General features: G+C 66.8%; 12 protein-coding genes and 2 pseudogenes. 6 read left to right on the top strand and 8 right to left on the bottom strand.

Annotation, left to right across the window (positions count from 1 at the left end; translation table 11 throughout):
* The first annotated feature begins 134 nt into the window (after window positions 1-134).
* On the top strand, window positions 135-971 hold the full coding sequence (locus ACE3UY_RS19160; protein WP_374689084.1) for a metal ABC transporter permease: 837 nt from the start codon (window positions 135-137) through the stop codon (window positions 969-971).
* Window positions 968-1,390, top strand: coding sequence for a Fur family transcriptional regulator (locus ACE3UY_RS19155; RefSeq protein WP_374689083.1), 423 nt, complete (start codon window positions 968-970; stop codon window positions 1,388-1,390). Before ACE3UY_RS19160 ends, ACE3UY_RS19155 begins: the two co-directional genes overlap by 4 nt.
* A gap of 101 nt (window positions 1,391-1,491) precedes the next feature.
* On the opposite strand, the gene ACE3UY_RS19150 is transcribed toward ACE3UY_RS19155, so the two are convergent.
* The gene (locus ACE3UY_RS19150) at window positions 1,492-2,211 is read right to left on the bottom strand and encodes a hypothetical protein (RefSeq protein ID WP_374689082.1); all 720 of its coding nucleotides are present in this window, start codon (window positions 2,209-2,211) and stop codon (window positions 1,492-1,494) included.
* 15 nt (window positions 2,212-2,226) lie between these two features.
* Window positions 2,227-2,778, bottom strand: a complete 552-nt coding sequence (locus ACE3UY_RS19145) for an NUDIX domain-containing protein (RefSeq protein WP_374689081.1) — start codon at window positions 2,776-2,778, stop codon at window positions 2,227-2,229.
* Between the two features lie 143 nt (window positions 2,779-2,921).
* Here ACE3UY_RS19145 and ACE3UY_RS19140 point away from each other — a divergent pair, with 143 nt between their 5' ends.
* Window positions 2,922-4,682 carry a protein kinase gene (locus tag ACE3UY_RS19140; RefSeq protein ID WP_374689080.1) on the top strand — a complete coding sequence of 587 codons (1,761 nt, stop codon included), beginning with the start codon at window positions 2,922-2,924 and terminating at the stop codon, window positions 4,680-4,682.
* Window positions 4,683-4,741: 59 nt separating this feature from the next.
* Here the strand turns inward: ACE3UY_RS19140 and pepF are convergent, their stop codons facing one another.
* From pepF to ACE3UY_RS19125, 3 genes are all read right to left on the bottom strand, one after another.
* Window positions 4,742-6,541 (bottom strand): oligoendopeptidase F, encoded by a 1,800-nt coding sequence (pepF, locus tag ACE3UY_RS19135; protein WP_374689079.1) that lies wholly within the window; start codon window positions 6,539-6,541, stop codon window positions 4,742-4,744.
* Between the two features lie 119 nt (window positions 6,542-6,660).
* Window positions 6,661-8,973, bottom strand: coding sequence for a heavy metal translocating P-type ATPase (locus tag ACE3UY_RS19130; RefSeq protein WP_374689078.1), 2,313 nt, complete (start codon window positions 8,971-8,973; stop codon window positions 6,661-6,663).
* A gap of 126 nt (window positions 8,974-9,099) precedes the next feature.
* The gene (locus tag ACE3UY_RS19125) at window positions 9,100-9,849 is read right to left on the bottom strand and encodes a MerR family transcriptional regulator (RefSeq protein WP_374689077.1); all 750 of its coding nucleotides are present in this window, start codon (window positions 9,847-9,849) and stop codon (window positions 9,100-9,102) included.
* 103 nt (window positions 9,850-9,952) lie between these two features.
* Here ACE3UY_RS19125 and ACE3UY_RS19120 point away from each other — a divergent pair, with 103 nt between their 5' ends.
* Both ACE3UY_RS19120 and ACE3UY_RS19115 read left to right on the top strand, forming a co-directional pair.
* Entirely contained in the window at window positions 9,953-10,195 is a 243-nt protein-coding gene (locus ACE3UY_RS19120; RefSeq protein ID WP_374689076.1) for a CopG family transcriptional regulator, read from the top strand.
* The gene (locus ACE3UY_RS19115) at window positions 10,185-10,613 is read left to right on the top strand and encodes a PIN domain-containing protein (RefSeq protein WP_374689075.1); all 429 of its coding nucleotides are present in this window, start codon (window positions 10,185-10,187) and stop codon (window positions 10,611-10,613) included. Before ACE3UY_RS19120 ends, ACE3UY_RS19115 begins: the two co-directional genes overlap by 11 nt.
* 78 nt (window positions 10,614-10,691) lie before the next feature.
* On the opposite strand, the gene ACE3UY_RS19110 is transcribed toward ACE3UY_RS19115, so the two are convergent.
* From ACE3UY_RS19110 to ACE3UY_RS19100, 3 genes and pseudogenes are all read right to left on the bottom strand, one after another.
* Window positions 10,692-12,620 carry an ABC transporter ATP-binding protein gene (locus ACE3UY_RS19110; protein ID WP_374689074.1) on the bottom strand — a complete coding sequence of 643 codons (1,929 nt, stop codon included), beginning with the start codon at window positions 12,618-12,620 and terminating at the stop codon, window positions 10,692-10,694.
* A 19-nt stretch (window positions 12,621-12,639) separates the two neighbouring features.
* Window positions 12,640-13,437: a phage antirepressor N-terminal domain-containing protein gene (locus ACE3UY_RS19105; RefSeq protein WP_374689073.1), complete on the bottom strand. Its 798-nt coding sequence runs from the start codon at window positions 13,435-13,437 to the stop codon at window positions 12,640-12,642.
* A 74-nt stretch (window positions 13,438-13,511) separates the two neighbouring features.
* Window positions 13,512-14,180, bottom strand: a pseudogene (locus tag ACE3UY_RS19100) (ABC transporter ATP-binding protein); the annotation flags it as partial.
* Between the two features lie 177 nt (window positions 14,181-14,357).
* On the opposite strand from ACE3UY_RS19100, the pseudogene ACE3UY_RS19095 reads away from it, so the two are divergent.
* Window positions 14,358-14,457: pseudogene (locus ACE3UY_RS19095) on the top strand (ATP-binding cassette domain-containing protein); the annotation flags it as partial.

Below are 14,457 nucleotides of genomic sequence, written 5' to 3'. Positions count from 1 at the left end.
TATGGTGGGTGGGGGGGGGGGGGGGGTGGCCTTTTTTGTTTGGGGGGGGTATTGGTTTTTCGGTTTTGGGGGCTGGGGGTTTGTTATTATTTTACTCCCCTCCCCCCTCGCCCCTAATCCCTAGCCCCTAAACTATGTTAGAACCACTGCAATACGACTTCATCCTCCGCGCCCTGCTGGCGGCCATCATCGTGGGCGTCGTCTGCCCCGTGCTGGGCGTCTACGTCGTGCTGCGCGGCATGGCCTTCCTGGGCGACGCGATGTCCCACACCATCCTGCCCGGCGTGGTCGTCGCCTTCTTCCTGGGCTGGCCGCTGGCTGTCGGCGCGCTGATCATGGGCGTGCTGACGGCGCTGGGCATCGGCTTCCTGACCAAACGCGCCTCGCTGAAGGAGGACACGGCCATCGGCGTCATCTTCGCCGGGCTGTTCGCGCTGGGGGTGGCCCTGCTCTCGGCCCGCGGCAACTACACCATTGACCTGGCCCACTTCCTGTTCGGCAACCTGCTGGGCGTCTCGACCGGCGACCTGCTGGTGATGGCCGGCCTGGGCGCGGTGGTGCTGCTGCTCATCTTCCTGTTCTACAAGGAGTTCCTCGTCCTGTCCTTCGACCCGCTGCTGGCCGAGACGCTGCGGCTGCCGACGACCTTCCTCAACTACCTGCTCCTGCTGCTCATCGCCGTGACCATCGTTGTGGCCCTCCAGGTGGTCGGAGTGGCGCTGATGCTGGCGATGCTGGTCACACCGGCGGCGACGGCCTCTTTCCTGACGCGGCGGCTGCCGACAATGATGGCCGTGGCCGCGGCCATCGGCGTCTTTTCCGGCGTGGCCGGCGTCTACGCCTCTTACTACCTCAACATCGCCTCCGGCCCAGCGGTGGTGCTGGTGGCGACCCTCATCTTCCTGGTCACACTGGCCTTGGCGGCGCTGCGCCAACGGCGATCCGGCCTGGGCCGGGTGGAACGGGCATGAGCGACGCGACGGCTCTGGAAGCGGCGCTGACCGGGCGCGGCTACCGGCTGACGGCGGCGCGGCGGGCCATTCTGGCTGCGCTGGCCGGCAGCGGCGGCCACGTGACGGCCGACGATCTGGCCGCGCTCGTCCACCGCCGCGCGCCGCGCATCGGCCGCATGACGGTTTACCGCACGCTCGACCTGCTGTGCGACCTGGGGCTACTGCGCCCGGTCTATCAGGGCAGCGGCGCGGCCCACTACATCCTGATGGAGGACGGCCACCACCACCATCTGGTGTGCTCCCGTTGCGGCCGGGTGGTGGAGTTCGACGAGTGCGCCCTGGGCGAACTGACCGAAGCTGTCGCCCGGCGGTTCGGCTTTCGGGTGGAGGGGCATTTGTTGGAGTTCTACGGGCGTTGTATCGATTGCCGAGAGTAAGAAGAAGCTCACGCAAAGACCGCTAAGGGAGCTAAGAACGCCAAGCTTTATCTTCTTGGCGTTCTTAGCTCCCTTAGCGGTCTTTGCGTGAGTTTCTTTTCTTATTCGCCGGCAGAGGTTGTGTCCAGCGCGAACGTTTCCAGGATGCGGTCGGCCTCGGCCTGCACGTCTTCGGGCACAACGGCGATCGGCTCGCGCTCAAAGTCCCGATTGCTCACCAGCGCCAGGCTGAAGAGCAGGTCGCCGCGCGGGATCACGTTCGTTGCATTGTAAAAGATGCGCCGGATGATGTCCTCATAGACCAGCGCCGTCCGCTCAACTTCCTCGCCGAGAAACAGGATCGTTCCCTGTGGGACGAAATCGCCGGCCGCGCCGCCATAGAGTTGCATGTCCGCGTCCTCGCCCAAGCGCTTCACCTTGATGCGCAGCGCGATCGCCATCTCGTGATACGTCAGCGACAGCAAATGGCCGTCATCAGCCGGTCGGGCCGGCGTCCAGCGCTCGGCCGGGTAGCGGAAGGAGAAGCCGTAGTTGGGGTCGTGGTAGGTGGCCCAGGTGGATGGGTCGGAGGTGGGCGCGAGCGTGGAAGTCGGTGTAGATGTGGCGGCACCGGTTGGGGTGGCCGTGGGGGCGGCGGTTGGCGCGTCGGTCGCGGCCACGAGCGGAGCGGGAGAGGCAGTTGGCGGTTGATCAGTGTCAGTCGCCTCGGCCGTCACTACTTCCGGTGTAGCCGGCGGCGCGGTCGTGCAACCGAACAGAAGCAGACCAATGCCCAGCAGCGCCATTCGTGCGAGAACGTGAATCACGTACGCTATTGTCATGGAAACCCTTGAAAATCACTTGCCCATTGTGCGGAGATAGGCGTCCATTGCCCTTCTGCTCCCCTTCCTGTTCGGGCTGATGGCCGGGAAGCGATCTAGGGGAAACAGTTTCACTTGCCCTTCCTGACTCCCCTTCATCGCGCCACCAATGGCTTGCAACTCAAAAATAAAGGAGAGCATGGGGCCAGGATAGTCGGCATTCCTGTCAAAATACCAGCCTAAGCCACGGGTGACCTCGGCCACCAATCCCGTCTCTTCGTAAGCCTCGCGAACGGCGGCCTGCTCCGGCGATTCAGCGTATTCGACGTGACCGCCTGGAAGCGCGGCCGGCGCTTCTGGTGCCGCATCAGGCGGGAGGATAGCGACGATACCCTCTCCATACCTCACAATCAAATTCACCCCTATCGCGTTCGTGGGGTAATGAACCCAGCCACAAGCCGGGCAAGTCACCCTTGGAATGCTGTCATTGTTGAGCACGCCCTTCGTTAAATGGGTGGCGCACAATGGGCAGAATTGATAGCGAAGGCGAGGAAGAACGATGTCAGGATAAAGGATGATTTCAGCCACTCAACAACCTCGATTCTAAACGACTACTATATGATGGGAGAGCATGTAGGTCGATGATAAGCCCTATTTTAACGGTGGACTCATACCCTTGTACGGTATGATTTCTCTTTCCCCTTGCGCCGAACGCGCTATAATACCCGGTCATGGCGGCGAGGACGATCGGGCGCTACGTCGTGCGGGAGGAAATTGGTCAGGGGGGCATGGCCACCGTCTACCGCGCCTTTGACCCGCACTTCCAGCGCGACGTCGCCATCAAAGTTCTGCCCCTCCACTTCCTGCATGACGCCCGCTTCCGCGCCCGATTTGAGCGCGAGGCGCGCATCGTCGCCGGCCTTCAGCACCCGGCCATCGTGCCCGTCTACGACTTCGGCGAGGAGAGCGGCCAGCCCTACCTGGTCATGTCGCTGATGAGCGGCGGCTCGCTGGAGGATCGGCTGCGCCAGGGGCCGCTGGCGCTGGCCGAGACGGAGCGCATCGTCGGCCGGCTGGCCCCCGCGCTCGACGCCGCCCATCAGCGCGGCGTCATCCACCGCGACCTGAAGCCGGCCAACATCCTCTTCGATCAGTGGAACGAGCCGTACCTGACCGACTTCGGCATCGTCAAGCTGACCCAGGGGGACAACGCCTCGCTGACGACCGTCGGCGGCATCATCGGCACGCCGGCCTACATGAGCCCGGAGCAGGTGCAGGGGAGCGAGATCGACGGCCGCAGCGACATCTACTCGCTGGGCATCATCCTGTTCCAGATGCTCAGCGGTCGCCTGCCCTACGACGCCAACACGCCCATCGGCCTGGCCTTTAAGCACGTCTCCGAGCCGATCCCCAGCATCCAGGCGATGGGCAACGCCCGGCTGCCGGCCGAGTACCAGGCGGTCATCAACCAGGCCATGGCTAAGCAGCCGGCCGAACGCTACCAGACAGCCGTGGCGCTGGCCCGCGACCTGACGCGTCTCGTCCACGGCTCCTCGCCAGCGCTGACGACCGTTTTGCCGCGCGACTCCGGCCCGCTGGCCGCCACGCAGCGCGTCAGCGGCGGCGCGACGGGGCCAGGCCCCGCCACGCCGGCCGGTGCGGCGACGGCGGTTGTGCCGCCGATCACGGGCGGAGGCGTGGCCGTCGCGCCGCGCGTCGAACGGCGCGGCCTGCCGGTCTGGCTGTGGGGCCTGCTGGCGCTGCTGCTGATCGGCGGCGGCGTGGGGGCCTACCTGATCTTCGGCGGCGGAGGCGATGGAACCGGCAACGAGTCGACGCCGGCCCCGACGCCGGCCACCGCCGTGGCGGCGGGCGTGTTCGAGGGGACGGACGAGGCGACGCCGACGGAAGAGACCGAGGCGACGGATGCGCCGGTGGCCGCCGACGTGACGGCCACCGCCGGGCCGACGGCCGCGACCACGACCACGGCCCTGCCCCGCAAGACGGCCGTGACGCCCGTCGTGCCGACCGCGGCGACGCCCCGCGCCCGCGTGTCAGCCGAGACGAACGCCTATGGCGGGCCGGGGCCGGCCTACCCGGTTGCCGGCCGTCTGGCCGCCAACGACGAGGTGGAGGTCATCGGCCGGACCGAGGATAGCGCCTGGTACAACGTGCGGCTGCCCAACGGCGACCCGGCCTGGGTGGCGGCCGGCGCGCTGACGGCGCTGGACGCGGCGGCGATGGCTGCCGTGCCCGTGGCCGGGACGATCCCCGCCCCGCCGCCCACGGCGACGGCGACGGCCACCCGCCCGCGGCCAACGGCCACGGTCGCACCGCCCACGGCCACAACCGCCCCGCCGACGCAGCCGCCGCCCACGCAGCCTCCGCCGACAGAGCCGCCGCCTCCGCCAACCGATGAGCCGGAGCAGCCGACAGAGCCGCCGCCGCCGCCAACGCCCATCCCCGACGACACGCCCACGCCGATTCCGTAGGGGCTAGGTTTTAGGGGCTAGGGACTAGGGAAGAAGCACTCTTCCCTAGCCCCTAACCCCTAACCCCCAGTCCCTAATTCATCTAACTGATCGATGAGGCCGGAGAGCACCTCGAACGCGGCCTCCACCGGTTCGGGGCGGGTCAGATCGACGCCGGCGTCGCGCAGGGCGTCGAGCGGATAGCGCGAGCCGCCGGCCCGCAGGAAGCCCAGGTACGCCTCAGCCGCATCCGTCCCGCCCGACCGCACCCGTCGCGCCAGGGCGTTGGCCCCGGCGATACCCGTGGCGTACTGGTAGACGTAGTAGTCGGCGTAGAGATGGCCGAACGTGGCCCAGCGGATGCCGTCTCGCTCCCGGTCGAGGGCCATGCCGTCGCCGTAGCTCTCGCCGAATAGATCGGCCAGGTAGGCGATCATGTCGTCGGCCGTCAACCCCTTGCCATCCTCCACGCGCCTGTGCATCTCCCACTCGAACAGCGCCAGAGTAGGCATCTCCAGGAAGTAGCGGTGGAAGTTCGCCATCGCCTCTTCGATGACGGCGATCTTCAGTGCGCGGCTGATATCCTGCTCCAGCAGGTAGCCCCGCAGCATCGCCTGGTGGAAGTTGGAGGCCACCTCGGCCGCGAACAGCGAGTAATCGGCGTAGACGGGCGGCTGCGTGCGCCAGGACAGGTGCGAGTGCATGGAGTGGCCCAACTCGTGGGTCAGCGTGCCCAGGCTGATGGCGTCGTCGGCGTAGCTCATGACGATGAAGGGGTGCATCCCCTGGCAACCCCAGGAGAACGCGCCGCCCGCCTTACCCTGGTTGGGGTAGATGTCGATCCAGCGCTCTTCCAGGCTGCCGCGGCGGACGGTCTCGGCGTACTCGTCGCCCAGCGGGCGCAGCGAGGCGACGATCCACTCAACGGCCTGCTCGTAGGGCACGGCCGGCCGCTCGGCCGTCAGCGGGGCCCAGATGTCGTAGGTGTGCAGCGTCTCCACGCCCAGGGCGCGCCGCCGCACGTCCCAATAGCGATGCCACACCGGCCGGTGGCGTTGGAAGGTCGCCAGCAGGTTGTGGAAGACCGCAGCGGGGATGTTGTCGGTGAATAGCGCCATGTCCAGCGTCGTCGCGTGGCGGCGGGCGCGCGCGGTGAAGACGTTCTGCTTGATGGAGGTCGACAGGTTGCTCGCCAGCGTGTTCTTGAAGGCGAGATACTGGTCGTGGTAGTTCTCCCAGGCCGAGCGGCGCGCGTCGCGGTCGGTGGAAGCGAGCAGGTCATCGATGGTGCCCTGCGTGACGGGGCGCTCGCCGCCGCCTGCACCCACGGCCGGCCGGAAGCGGAAGTCGCTGTCGGTCAGCTTATCGGCTGTCTCGACAGGCCCCCGGAATGGGTCGCTGATTAGCCCCAGCAGCTCTTCCACCTCGCCCGAACGAACGTGGGTCTGACGCCGGAAGAGGTCGTCTAAGTAGTGGGCGTAGATCGCCAGGCGCGGCTCGGCGGCGGCCCACTCGGCCAGCCGGGATTGTCCGATAGCCAGCAACTCCGGCTCGACGAAGGCCAGCGCCCCTTCCGCCTCGCCGGCGAGGCTGCTGGCTTCACCGGCGCGGGCGGTGGCCGCCTGGTCGGTGCGATCGACGGCCGCGCTCAGGCCGGCGTAGATGGACACCTTTTCCACGCGCTGGCGGAACGCCTCGATGGCCGAGAGCGCCTCGACCAGGACGGCCGGCCCTTCCGCCAGCCGCCCCTGCCAGCCGGCGACCTCTGCCAGACCATCTCGAAGTATGGCGAGTTCGTTGGCCCAGGCCTCGACGGTGGGAAAGACGCTGACGTCGTTCCAGGTATGCTGGGGGTTTACTTCACTGCGAGTAGGGATCATAACGCCTCCTAAGAAGAATGGAACGCTGATGACGCTGATTGGGCGCTGATTTTCGCCGATAAGAAACGGAATTGTATCTTATCCGCTAAAATCAGCGGCAAATCAGCGTCATCAGCGTCCTATTCTTCCAACTTCGGCCGGCGCAGCAGGCGCATGCCGTTGGCCGTGACCAGCAGCGACGTGCCCATGTCGGCCAGGACGGCCAGCCACATGCTGCCGCTGCCCAGCAGCACCAGCACGAAGAAGACCAGCTTGATGATCAGACTCAGGGCGACGTTGACGCGCACGGTGCGCATGGCGGCGCGGCTAAGGCGCACGGCGAAGGGCAACTGGCGCAGGTCGTCGCCCAGCAGCACCACGTCGGCCGTCTCCAACGCCTGGGCCGCGCGCCCCAGCGCCACGCCGACCGAGGCCACGGCCAGGGCGGGCGTGTCGTTGATGCCGTCGCCGACCATCGCCACGTGGCCGTGGTCGGCCCGCAAGGCCCGCACCGCCTCCACCTTGTCGGCCGGCAGCAGGCCGGCGCGCACGTCGCTCAGACCGACCTCGGCGGCGATGCATTGCGCTGTGGCGGCATGGTCGCCGGTCAGCATGACCAGCGGCCGGACGCCCAGCCGCGCCAGTTCGGCCAGCGCCGCCCGGCTGCCCTCGCGCGGCGTGTCGGCCAGGGCGATGTAGCCGCGGTAATGGTCGCCGGCGCTGACGAGCATCGTCGTATACCCCTGGGCGTCGGCGGCGCGGATGTCGTCGCAGTGGGGCAGGTGTTCCACGCCGTCGTCGAACCAGGCGTGGCTGCCGACGCTGACCGTCTGGCCGTTCACCCGGCCGGTGACGCCGCGGCCGGCCAGCGCGGTGACGGCCTCGCCGGCCGGATAGCGCGCGGCCACGCCGCGCGCCGCCGCCTCGGCCACCACCGCCCCGGCCAGCGGGTGCTCGCTGCGCCGCTCCACGGCCGCGGCCAGGGCCAGCAGGTCGTCGCAGGGGGCGCAGGTCGCCGTAGAAACCGGGTTTCTTCCGAGAAACCCGGTTTCTGCGCAGTCGGCGGCGCGCACGGCGACGACGGCCGGCTCGCCGCGGGTGATCGTGCCTGTCTTGTCGAAAGCCATGGCCCGCACCCGGCTGAACGCCTCCAGCACCGACCCGCCCTTGAACAGGATACCGTGGCGCGCGCCGTTGCTGATGGCGCTGATGAGCGTCACCGGGGTGCTAATGACCAGGGCGCAGGGACAGGCGACGACCAGCAGGGCCAGGGCGCGATAGAGCCAGCCATGGGCGCTGACTCCGTCAGCGCTCGGGGGATTCCAGAAGGGCGCGTCGAAGGCCAGCGGCGGGATGATCGCTACTAACAGGGCCACCACGATGACCACCGGCGTATAGACGCGGGCGAATTGATCTACAAAGCGCTGGGCCGGCGCGCGCCGCTCCTGGGCCTCAGCCACCAGCCGGATCATACGGCTGATGGTCGTATCCTCGGCCAGATGCGTCACCTCGACCTCCAGCGCGCCGGGGCCGTTGACGCTGCCGGCGAACACCTCGTCGCCGGGGGCCTTGTCCACGGGGCGGCTCTCGCCGGTGATGGGGGCCTGGTTGACGGCCGACATGCCGGCCAGCACGCAGCCGTCCATCGGCAGGCGCTCGCCGGGGCGCACGGCGATGCGGTCGCCGACGCGCAGGGCGGCCACGGGCAGACGCGCCTCGCCGCCGTCGCGCAGCACGGTGGCCTCGGCCGGGGCCAGGGCGGAGAGGCCGCGGATGGTGTCGCGGGCGCGGGCGGCGGTGTAGCCTTCCAGCGCCTCGCCCAGGGCGAAGAGAACCATGACCAACCCGGCCTCGGTGTAGGCCCCAATGATGACCGCGCCGACGGCGGCGATGGTCATGAGCAAGTTGATGGTGATCTCCCGGTTGACGCGCAGGGCGCGGACGGCGCTGCGGGCGATGGGGTAGCCGGCCAGCGCCATCGCCAGCACGGCCATCCCGGCGAACAGCGGCGACGAGACGCCCAGCCCCGGCAGCAGCTCATCGAACAGCACGCCCGGCAGGACGAGCAGGCCGGCGATGAGGGCGAGGCGGGTGTCCTGGCGGGCCCAAAGGTAGGGGAGCAGGGGCGCAGAGGAGCGGGGGGGCGGGGGAGCAGGGGGGAAAGAAGCATCAGCCGCGGGTGCTTGTTGTTCATCACCTGCTATCTGCCACTTGCCGCTTGCTCCCCTGCCCCCCCGCTCCCCCGCTCCCCCGCCATCTTCCACATCATAGCCCAATTCCCGCACCCGCGTCACAACGCGCTCCGGCGCGACGGAGCCTTCGACGCGCAGCGCGCCGGTCGTGAAGTTAAGCGACGCAGCGCTGACGCCGTCCAGGGCGGCCACGCCCGTCTCCACCGAGCGGGCGCAGTTGGCGCAATCCAGGCCGGTCACTTGAAAGCGTAATTCGCTCATACAGTCCAACCCTCTGAATTTTCGGTTCCAGGGGCCAGGTTTTAGGTTACAGGGAAGAGCATTCTTCCCTGGAACCTGGCCCCTGGAACCTGGAACCTATCTTACACCTTCAAGTCGAGTTGAAAGTCAAGGAGTTTCTTCTTCTAAAGCCAGAAAAAGGCGGGCCAGGATGAAGGCGTGCGGGCCGTGAGCGATGAGCAGATACCCTTCGCGGTCGTCGCGCAGTTCGGGGTGGGAGTTGGGCTGCACCCGGCACTCGGCCTCGATGCGAGCCAGTTCGGCCAGGGCGTCGCCCACGGCCGGGTCGCGGCTGACGACGAGGATATGGTAGGCGTCGCCCTCCTGCCAGATGTGGACGTGCTGGCCGCGCAGTTGGGCCAGGATGGCCTGGGCCGCCTCGCCCGACAGCGGGCAATCGGTGTAGGCCGACAGCCAGTCGAGTACGGTGTGGCTGGGCGGTTCGGCCGACGGGTTGGCGCAGATGCGGTCGACCAGACGGCCGAAGGCGCTCTGGGCGGCGTCTTCGCCCTGGCCGCGCAGGTCTTGCAGGAAAAGCTCCAGTTCGCGCTGCTGGACGCGCAACTCGGTGACCTGGCGCTCCAGAGCCAGATAACGCGCCTCGGCCGTCGCCAGCAGGTCGGCATTGTCCAGATCGCCGGCCTGCCAGGCGGTCAGCAGGGCCCGGATTTCGGCCAGCGAGAAGCCGAGGCGCTGGGCGCGCTGGATGAGGCGGACGGTGTCGGCGCTCTCCGGAGCGTAGAGGCGGTAGTCGGACTCGGTGCGGCCGGCCGGGGTCAGCAGCCCTTCGGCCTCATAGTAGCGCAGGGCCGAGGTGCGCAGGCCGACCTGGCGGGCGAGTTGGCCGATGGTTAGCATGGGGGAAGTGTATAGACCTCTGAGATTTGCCGCAAACCTCAGAGGTCTGTTGCAATCACGCTTTTACGTGCTACACTATTCTACGTGACTGCGTGGAGGCGCAATGAGGACGCAAAATATTACGCTTTCTCTACCCAAAGATATCCTGACCAAAGTCAAACTGATCGCCGTCCAACGCGAGACGTCGGTCTCGGGGTTGCTGACGGCCGAACTGGAGAAGCTGGTGGCGCAAGAAGAGGCGTACAGCCGCGCCCAACAGCGACACCTGCAATGGCTGGAACACGCCGCCGATCTGGGAACGCATGGGCGCACTGACGTGACTCGAGACGAACTTCATGAGCGATAAGCCACGCCAATTCATTGACACCAACGTCCTCATTTACGCTCACGACCGGTCGGCCGGACCGAAACACGAGCGGGCGCGGGCCTTGCTCCAGGAATTGTGGCGGGAGCGCACCGGTTGCTTGAGCATCCAGGTGTTGCAGGAGTTCTACGTCAACGTCACGCGCAAGGTGGCCGCTCCCCTGTCTCCAGAAGCGGCGGCGCAGATCATCGCCGATCTGGCTGTCTGGGAGGTGCACCGGCCGGACGTGAGCGACGTGCTGGAGGCGATCCGCCTCCAGACAAGCCTTCAGCTCTCATTTTGGGATGCCATGATCCTGACCAGCGCGCGCCAGCTCGGCTGCCGCGTACTCTGGTCAGAAGACCTGAGCGCCGGCCAGACGTACGACACGGTCACCGTGCGCAATCCATTCCCTACCTAAAGGCTCCATTACTTCCGGTCAATATCAAGGATAAAGGCCGGGGTTCTAAGCTAATACGGAGCGCTTCTTCCCTAACCCCTAATCCCTATTCCCCCGCCAACTCGTCGCCTCCACATACTCCAACGACTGATGCCGGAAGTAGGTATTGTACAACTCCGCGTAGTGCCCGCCGGCGTCCAGCAGTTCTTCGTGCTTGCCCTGCTCGATGATTCGCCCCTCACGCAGGACGATGATCCGGTCGGCGTGACGCACGGTGAACAGCCGGTGGGCGATGACCAGCGAAGTGCGGTCGCGCATGATGTCTTGCAACCCTTCCTGAATCTGCGACTCGGTGAAGGGATCGACGCTGGCCGTAGCCTCGTCCAGAATGAAGATGGCCGGGTCCTTCAGCACCACGCGGGCCAGGGCGACCAGTTGCCGCTGCCCCATCGACAGGCTGCCGCCGCGCTCGCCCACGTCCGTCGCCAGCCCCGCCGGCAGTGACGTCAGCCATTCGCCCTGGCTGATGGCCCGCGCCGCCCGCTCCACGTCCTCGTCGCTGGCCTCCGGCCGGCCATACCGGATGTTGTTGGCTACCGTATCGGCAAACAGGAACGGCTCCTGCGGCACCAGCCCAATCTGGAGCCGGTATTGGCCCAAGTCCAACCGGCGAATGTCGCGGCCGTCCAACAGGATTTCGCCCCCCTGGAACTCGTAGAAGCGGGTCAACAGCTTGCCAATGCTGCTCTTGCCCGCCCCGGTGTGGCCGACCAGGGCGACCGTCTCCCCGGCGCGGATGTCCAACGAGAAGTCGGGCAGCACCACTTCGCGCTCGGTGTAGCTGAAGCGGACGTGGCGGAATTCGATGTGGCCACGGGTGGGGGAAGGAAGCGCGGGGGAGCGGGGGAGCAGGGGAGAAGGGGAGTCGCTGCTTGCTACGTGCCCCCCTGCTCCCCTGCTTCCCCGCTCCCCTGCGGCAGCCCGCGGCCCCACCGGCTCGCTGGCGAGCTGCTTCACCCGCGGCTCCCGGTCGATCAGGGCGAAGACGCGCTCGGCGGCCGACAGGCCGTCCTGGAACTGGCTCCAGAAGGAGGCGATGCTGGTCATGGGGAACCAGAAGAAGCCGACGGCCTGCATGAACAGGTACCACTCGGCCGGGGCGATGCCCGCCGGGCCGCGCGTCGCCATGCCCCCGGCATAGACCAGGATCGCCGTGCCCAGCCCGGAGCCGATGCCCAGGATGGGGAAGATGCCCGACAGCGTCAGGCCGCGGGTGATTCCGACGCGGTAGCCCTGCCGGTTGTTGGCGTCGAAGGTGGCGTAGATGGCCGGCTCCTGACGAAAGCCCTTGGCGACCAGGATGCCGCTGATCGACTCCTGAATCTGGGCGTTGATGATGGCCGTTATGCGGCGGGCGTTCTGCGTCACCCGCCGGGCCAGCCGCCGGAAGCTGAGAGCCAGCGCCGCCGCCAGAGGGGCCATCGCCAGCAACAGCAGCGTCAGACGGACGTTGATGGTCAGCAGGTAGCCCATCAGCAACACCACCAGTAGCACCTGGCTCAACAGGTTGAGCGTCAGGTTCACCACCTCGGCGAAGTCCTGCGTATCGGACGTGACCCGGCTGACGATCTTGCCGGACGGATGCTCGTCGTAGAATGACAGGTCATGCCGTACAGTGGCGTTGAACACGTCCTGGCGCAGCTTCAGCACCACGTTGCTCGTCACGCGGGCCGAAAACAACTGGCGGATGTAGTTGAACACCCAGCCCGCCGCGCCGATCAGGCTGATGCCCACGGCAATCAGGATGATCGTCGTGATCGCCGTGTTCGTCTCCAGCAGGCCGACGGCGCGGGCGATGACGATCGGCCCCAGCGCGCCCATGACCGAGTTGAGCGTGATCATCACGGCGATAAGCGCCATCTTCCGGCGGTGGGGCCGGAAGTAGCTCACAATGCGGTCGAGCAGGTCGCGGTCGCTGTACTGCCGGTCGTAACTTTCGGTTTCCAGACCGTCCAGAATAAACCCCATAATTCTTCCTCGCGATAACCTAGAATGGCCCGCCCGCCTCGGTCAGGCTGTTGTGCCACTCCGTCAGGAAGCGCATCGCCTCCGTGAAGCGCCGCGCGGGGAGCATCTTGTAGGACGTGATGCCGAACTTGCGATAAAGCTCCCCGTAGATGGCGCCGAACTCATTGCGACCGCTCTTCCGCCCCAGCTCCAGCGCCACCGCTTTCACCGCCTGGCTCAGTTGGCTGGCCTGGTCGGGGGTGACGCTCCGGCCGGTATCAGCCAATTGCGACTCAAGCGTCACCAAACGGCTCTCATGATCCTCAATCCGGCCGGAGAGCCGGGCCTCGAGCATGATCTGATTCTTGGCCAGGCGCAGGACGGCCTGGGCGATCTGGTACGCCTGCACTGCGCCCGGGTCGGCCGTCTGGAGCAGGTCATCAAAGGTGAGGTCGGTGATAAGCCGCCCCTCGTAGAGCGCTTCCGAGAGAACCTTATAGCACTCCTTCTGGTACCGGATCACGTCTTCCCGATATTCGGGATTCACTCTATCCGCGCTGATGCCGAAGAGAAACCCGCTTAAGTAGTCCAGCGGCACGCAGATGGCTTCTTGCGGCCCACGTCGAAGTGTGTGCATTACGCACACACGTTGCTCCTCTCGCAGTACGGGATCGCGCAGGAGCCGAAGCCTTTGGCCGCTCCAATTCAATCCAAGCCGCTCTATAATCGGTCGCACCGGCACAAAAACACGACCGTCCTCCGTGCGCACAGCCACGATTTCGTCCTCATAGAAGAGAATCGTCTTCTGCTCCACTGGCACCAATGCACTCTCTGTCATAGCTCCTTTTTCAGGGCCCAGGTTCCAGGCGGGGTCTCTTGTCCTAGCCGCTAGAACCTGGCCCCTAGCCCCTGTTAATCATATCTGGCAAAGATTCGCTGATAATCCCGCGAGCGCGCCAGTAGCTCTTCGTGCGTTCCCTGATCGACGATCTTGCCTCCCTTCAGTACCAGGATGCGATCCGCCCAACGAATCTGGCTCAGCCGGTGGGTGATCAGGAACGTCGTCCGCTGCCGGCTGATGCGGTACATGGCCTGCTGGATACGATCCTCTGTGGCGCTGTCGATGGCGCTGGTGCTGTCGTCCAGGATGAGGATGCGCGGGTTGGTCAGGAAGGCGCGGGCGATGGCGATGCGCTGCCGCTGGCCGCCGCTGAGCGTCACGCCCCGTTCGCCTACCTCCGTCTCGTACCCCTGCTCGAAGCCGGTGATGAAGTCATGGGCCTGGGCCTCGTGGGCGGCGTGCTCGATCTCCGCCTGGGTCGCCTCCGGCGCGCCAAAGGCAATGTTCTCGGCGATGGTGCGCGAGAAGAGAAACACGTCCTGCTCGATGGTGGAGATCTGCGAGCGCAACGATTCCAGTTGCCAATCGCGCACATCCACCCCATCCACGAGCACCTGGCCGCCGTCGGCGTCGAAGATGCGGTTGATGAGGCGGGTCAGCGTGCTCTTGCCCGAACCTGTCTGGCCGACGATGGCGACCGTTTCGCCGGGGTTGGCGGTGAAGGTGATGTTGCTTAGGACGTGCACGGGAACGGGGGGGGGGGGGGGGGGGGGGGGGGGGGGGGGGGGGGCCCCCCCCCACGGGGGGGAGCCGGGACGCGCCCGCCACCCGTGGCAAACGCCCCCCCCCCCCAACCCCCTGCGGGGCCGGCCCCCCCCCCCCCCCCCCCCCCCCCCCCCCCCCCCGCTCCCGTGCACGTCCTAAGCAACATCACCTTCACCGCCAACCCCGGCGAAACGGTCGCCATCGTCGGCCAGACAGGTTCGGGCAAGAGCACGCTGACCCGCCTCATCAACC

It is taken from the genome of Promineifilum sp. (SeqCode), from assembly GCF_041918635.1.
In the GTDB taxonomy this organism is placed as follows: Bacteria; Chloroflexota; Anaerolineae; order Promineifilales; family Promineifilaceae; genus Promineifilum.
The sequence above is the reverse complement of the archived record's forward strand: the minus strand, read 5'-3'. Positions and strand labels throughout refer to the sequence as shown.

Excerpts from the sequence above, each read along its gene's own strand:
- ACE3UY_RS19160 (WP_374689084.1), top strand. The coding sequence starts at position 135 with ATGTTAGAACCACTGCAATACGACTTCATCCTCCGCGCCCTGCTGGCG.
- ACE3UY_RS19155 (WP_374689083.1), top strand. The coding sequence starts at position 968 with ATGAGCGACGCGACGGCTCTGGAAGCGGCGCTGACCGGGCGCGGCTAC.
- ACE3UY_RS19150 (WP_374689082.1), bottom strand. The coding sequence starts at position 2,211 with ATGACAATAGCGTACGTGATTCACGTTCTCGCACGAATGGCGCTGCTG.
- ACE3UY_RS19140 (WP_374689080.1), top strand. The coding sequence starts at position 2,922 with ATGGCGGCGAGGACGATCGGGCGCTACGTCGTGCGGGAGGAAATTGGT.
- pepF (WP_374689079.1), bottom strand. The coding sequence starts at position 6,541 with ATGATCCCTACTCGCAGTGAAGTAAACCCCCAGCATACCTGGAACGAC.
- ACE3UY_RS19130 (WP_374689078.1), bottom strand. The coding sequence starts at position 8,973 with ATGAGCGAATTACGCTTTCAAGTGACCGGCCTGGATTGCGCCAACTGC.
- ACE3UY_RS19125 (WP_374689077.1), bottom strand. The coding sequence starts at position 9,849 with ATGCTAACCATCGGCCAACTCGCCCGCCAGGTCGGCCTGCGCACCTCG.
- ACE3UY_RS19120 (WP_374689076.1), top strand. The coding sequence starts at position 9,953 with ATGAGGACGCAAAATATTACGCTTTCTCTACCCAAAGATATCCTGACC.
- ACE3UY_RS19115 (WP_374689075.1), top strand. The coding sequence starts at position 10,185 with ATGAGCGATAAGCCACGCCAATTCATTGACACCAACGTCCTCATTTAC.
- ACE3UY_RS19110 (WP_374689074.1), bottom strand. The coding sequence starts at position 12,620 with ATGGGGTTTATTCTGGACGGTCTGGAAACCGAAAGTTACGACCGGCAG.
- ACE3UY_RS19105 (WP_374689073.1), bottom strand. The coding sequence starts at position 13,437 with ATGACAGAGAGTGCATTGGTGCCAGTGGAGCAGAAGACGATTCTCTTC.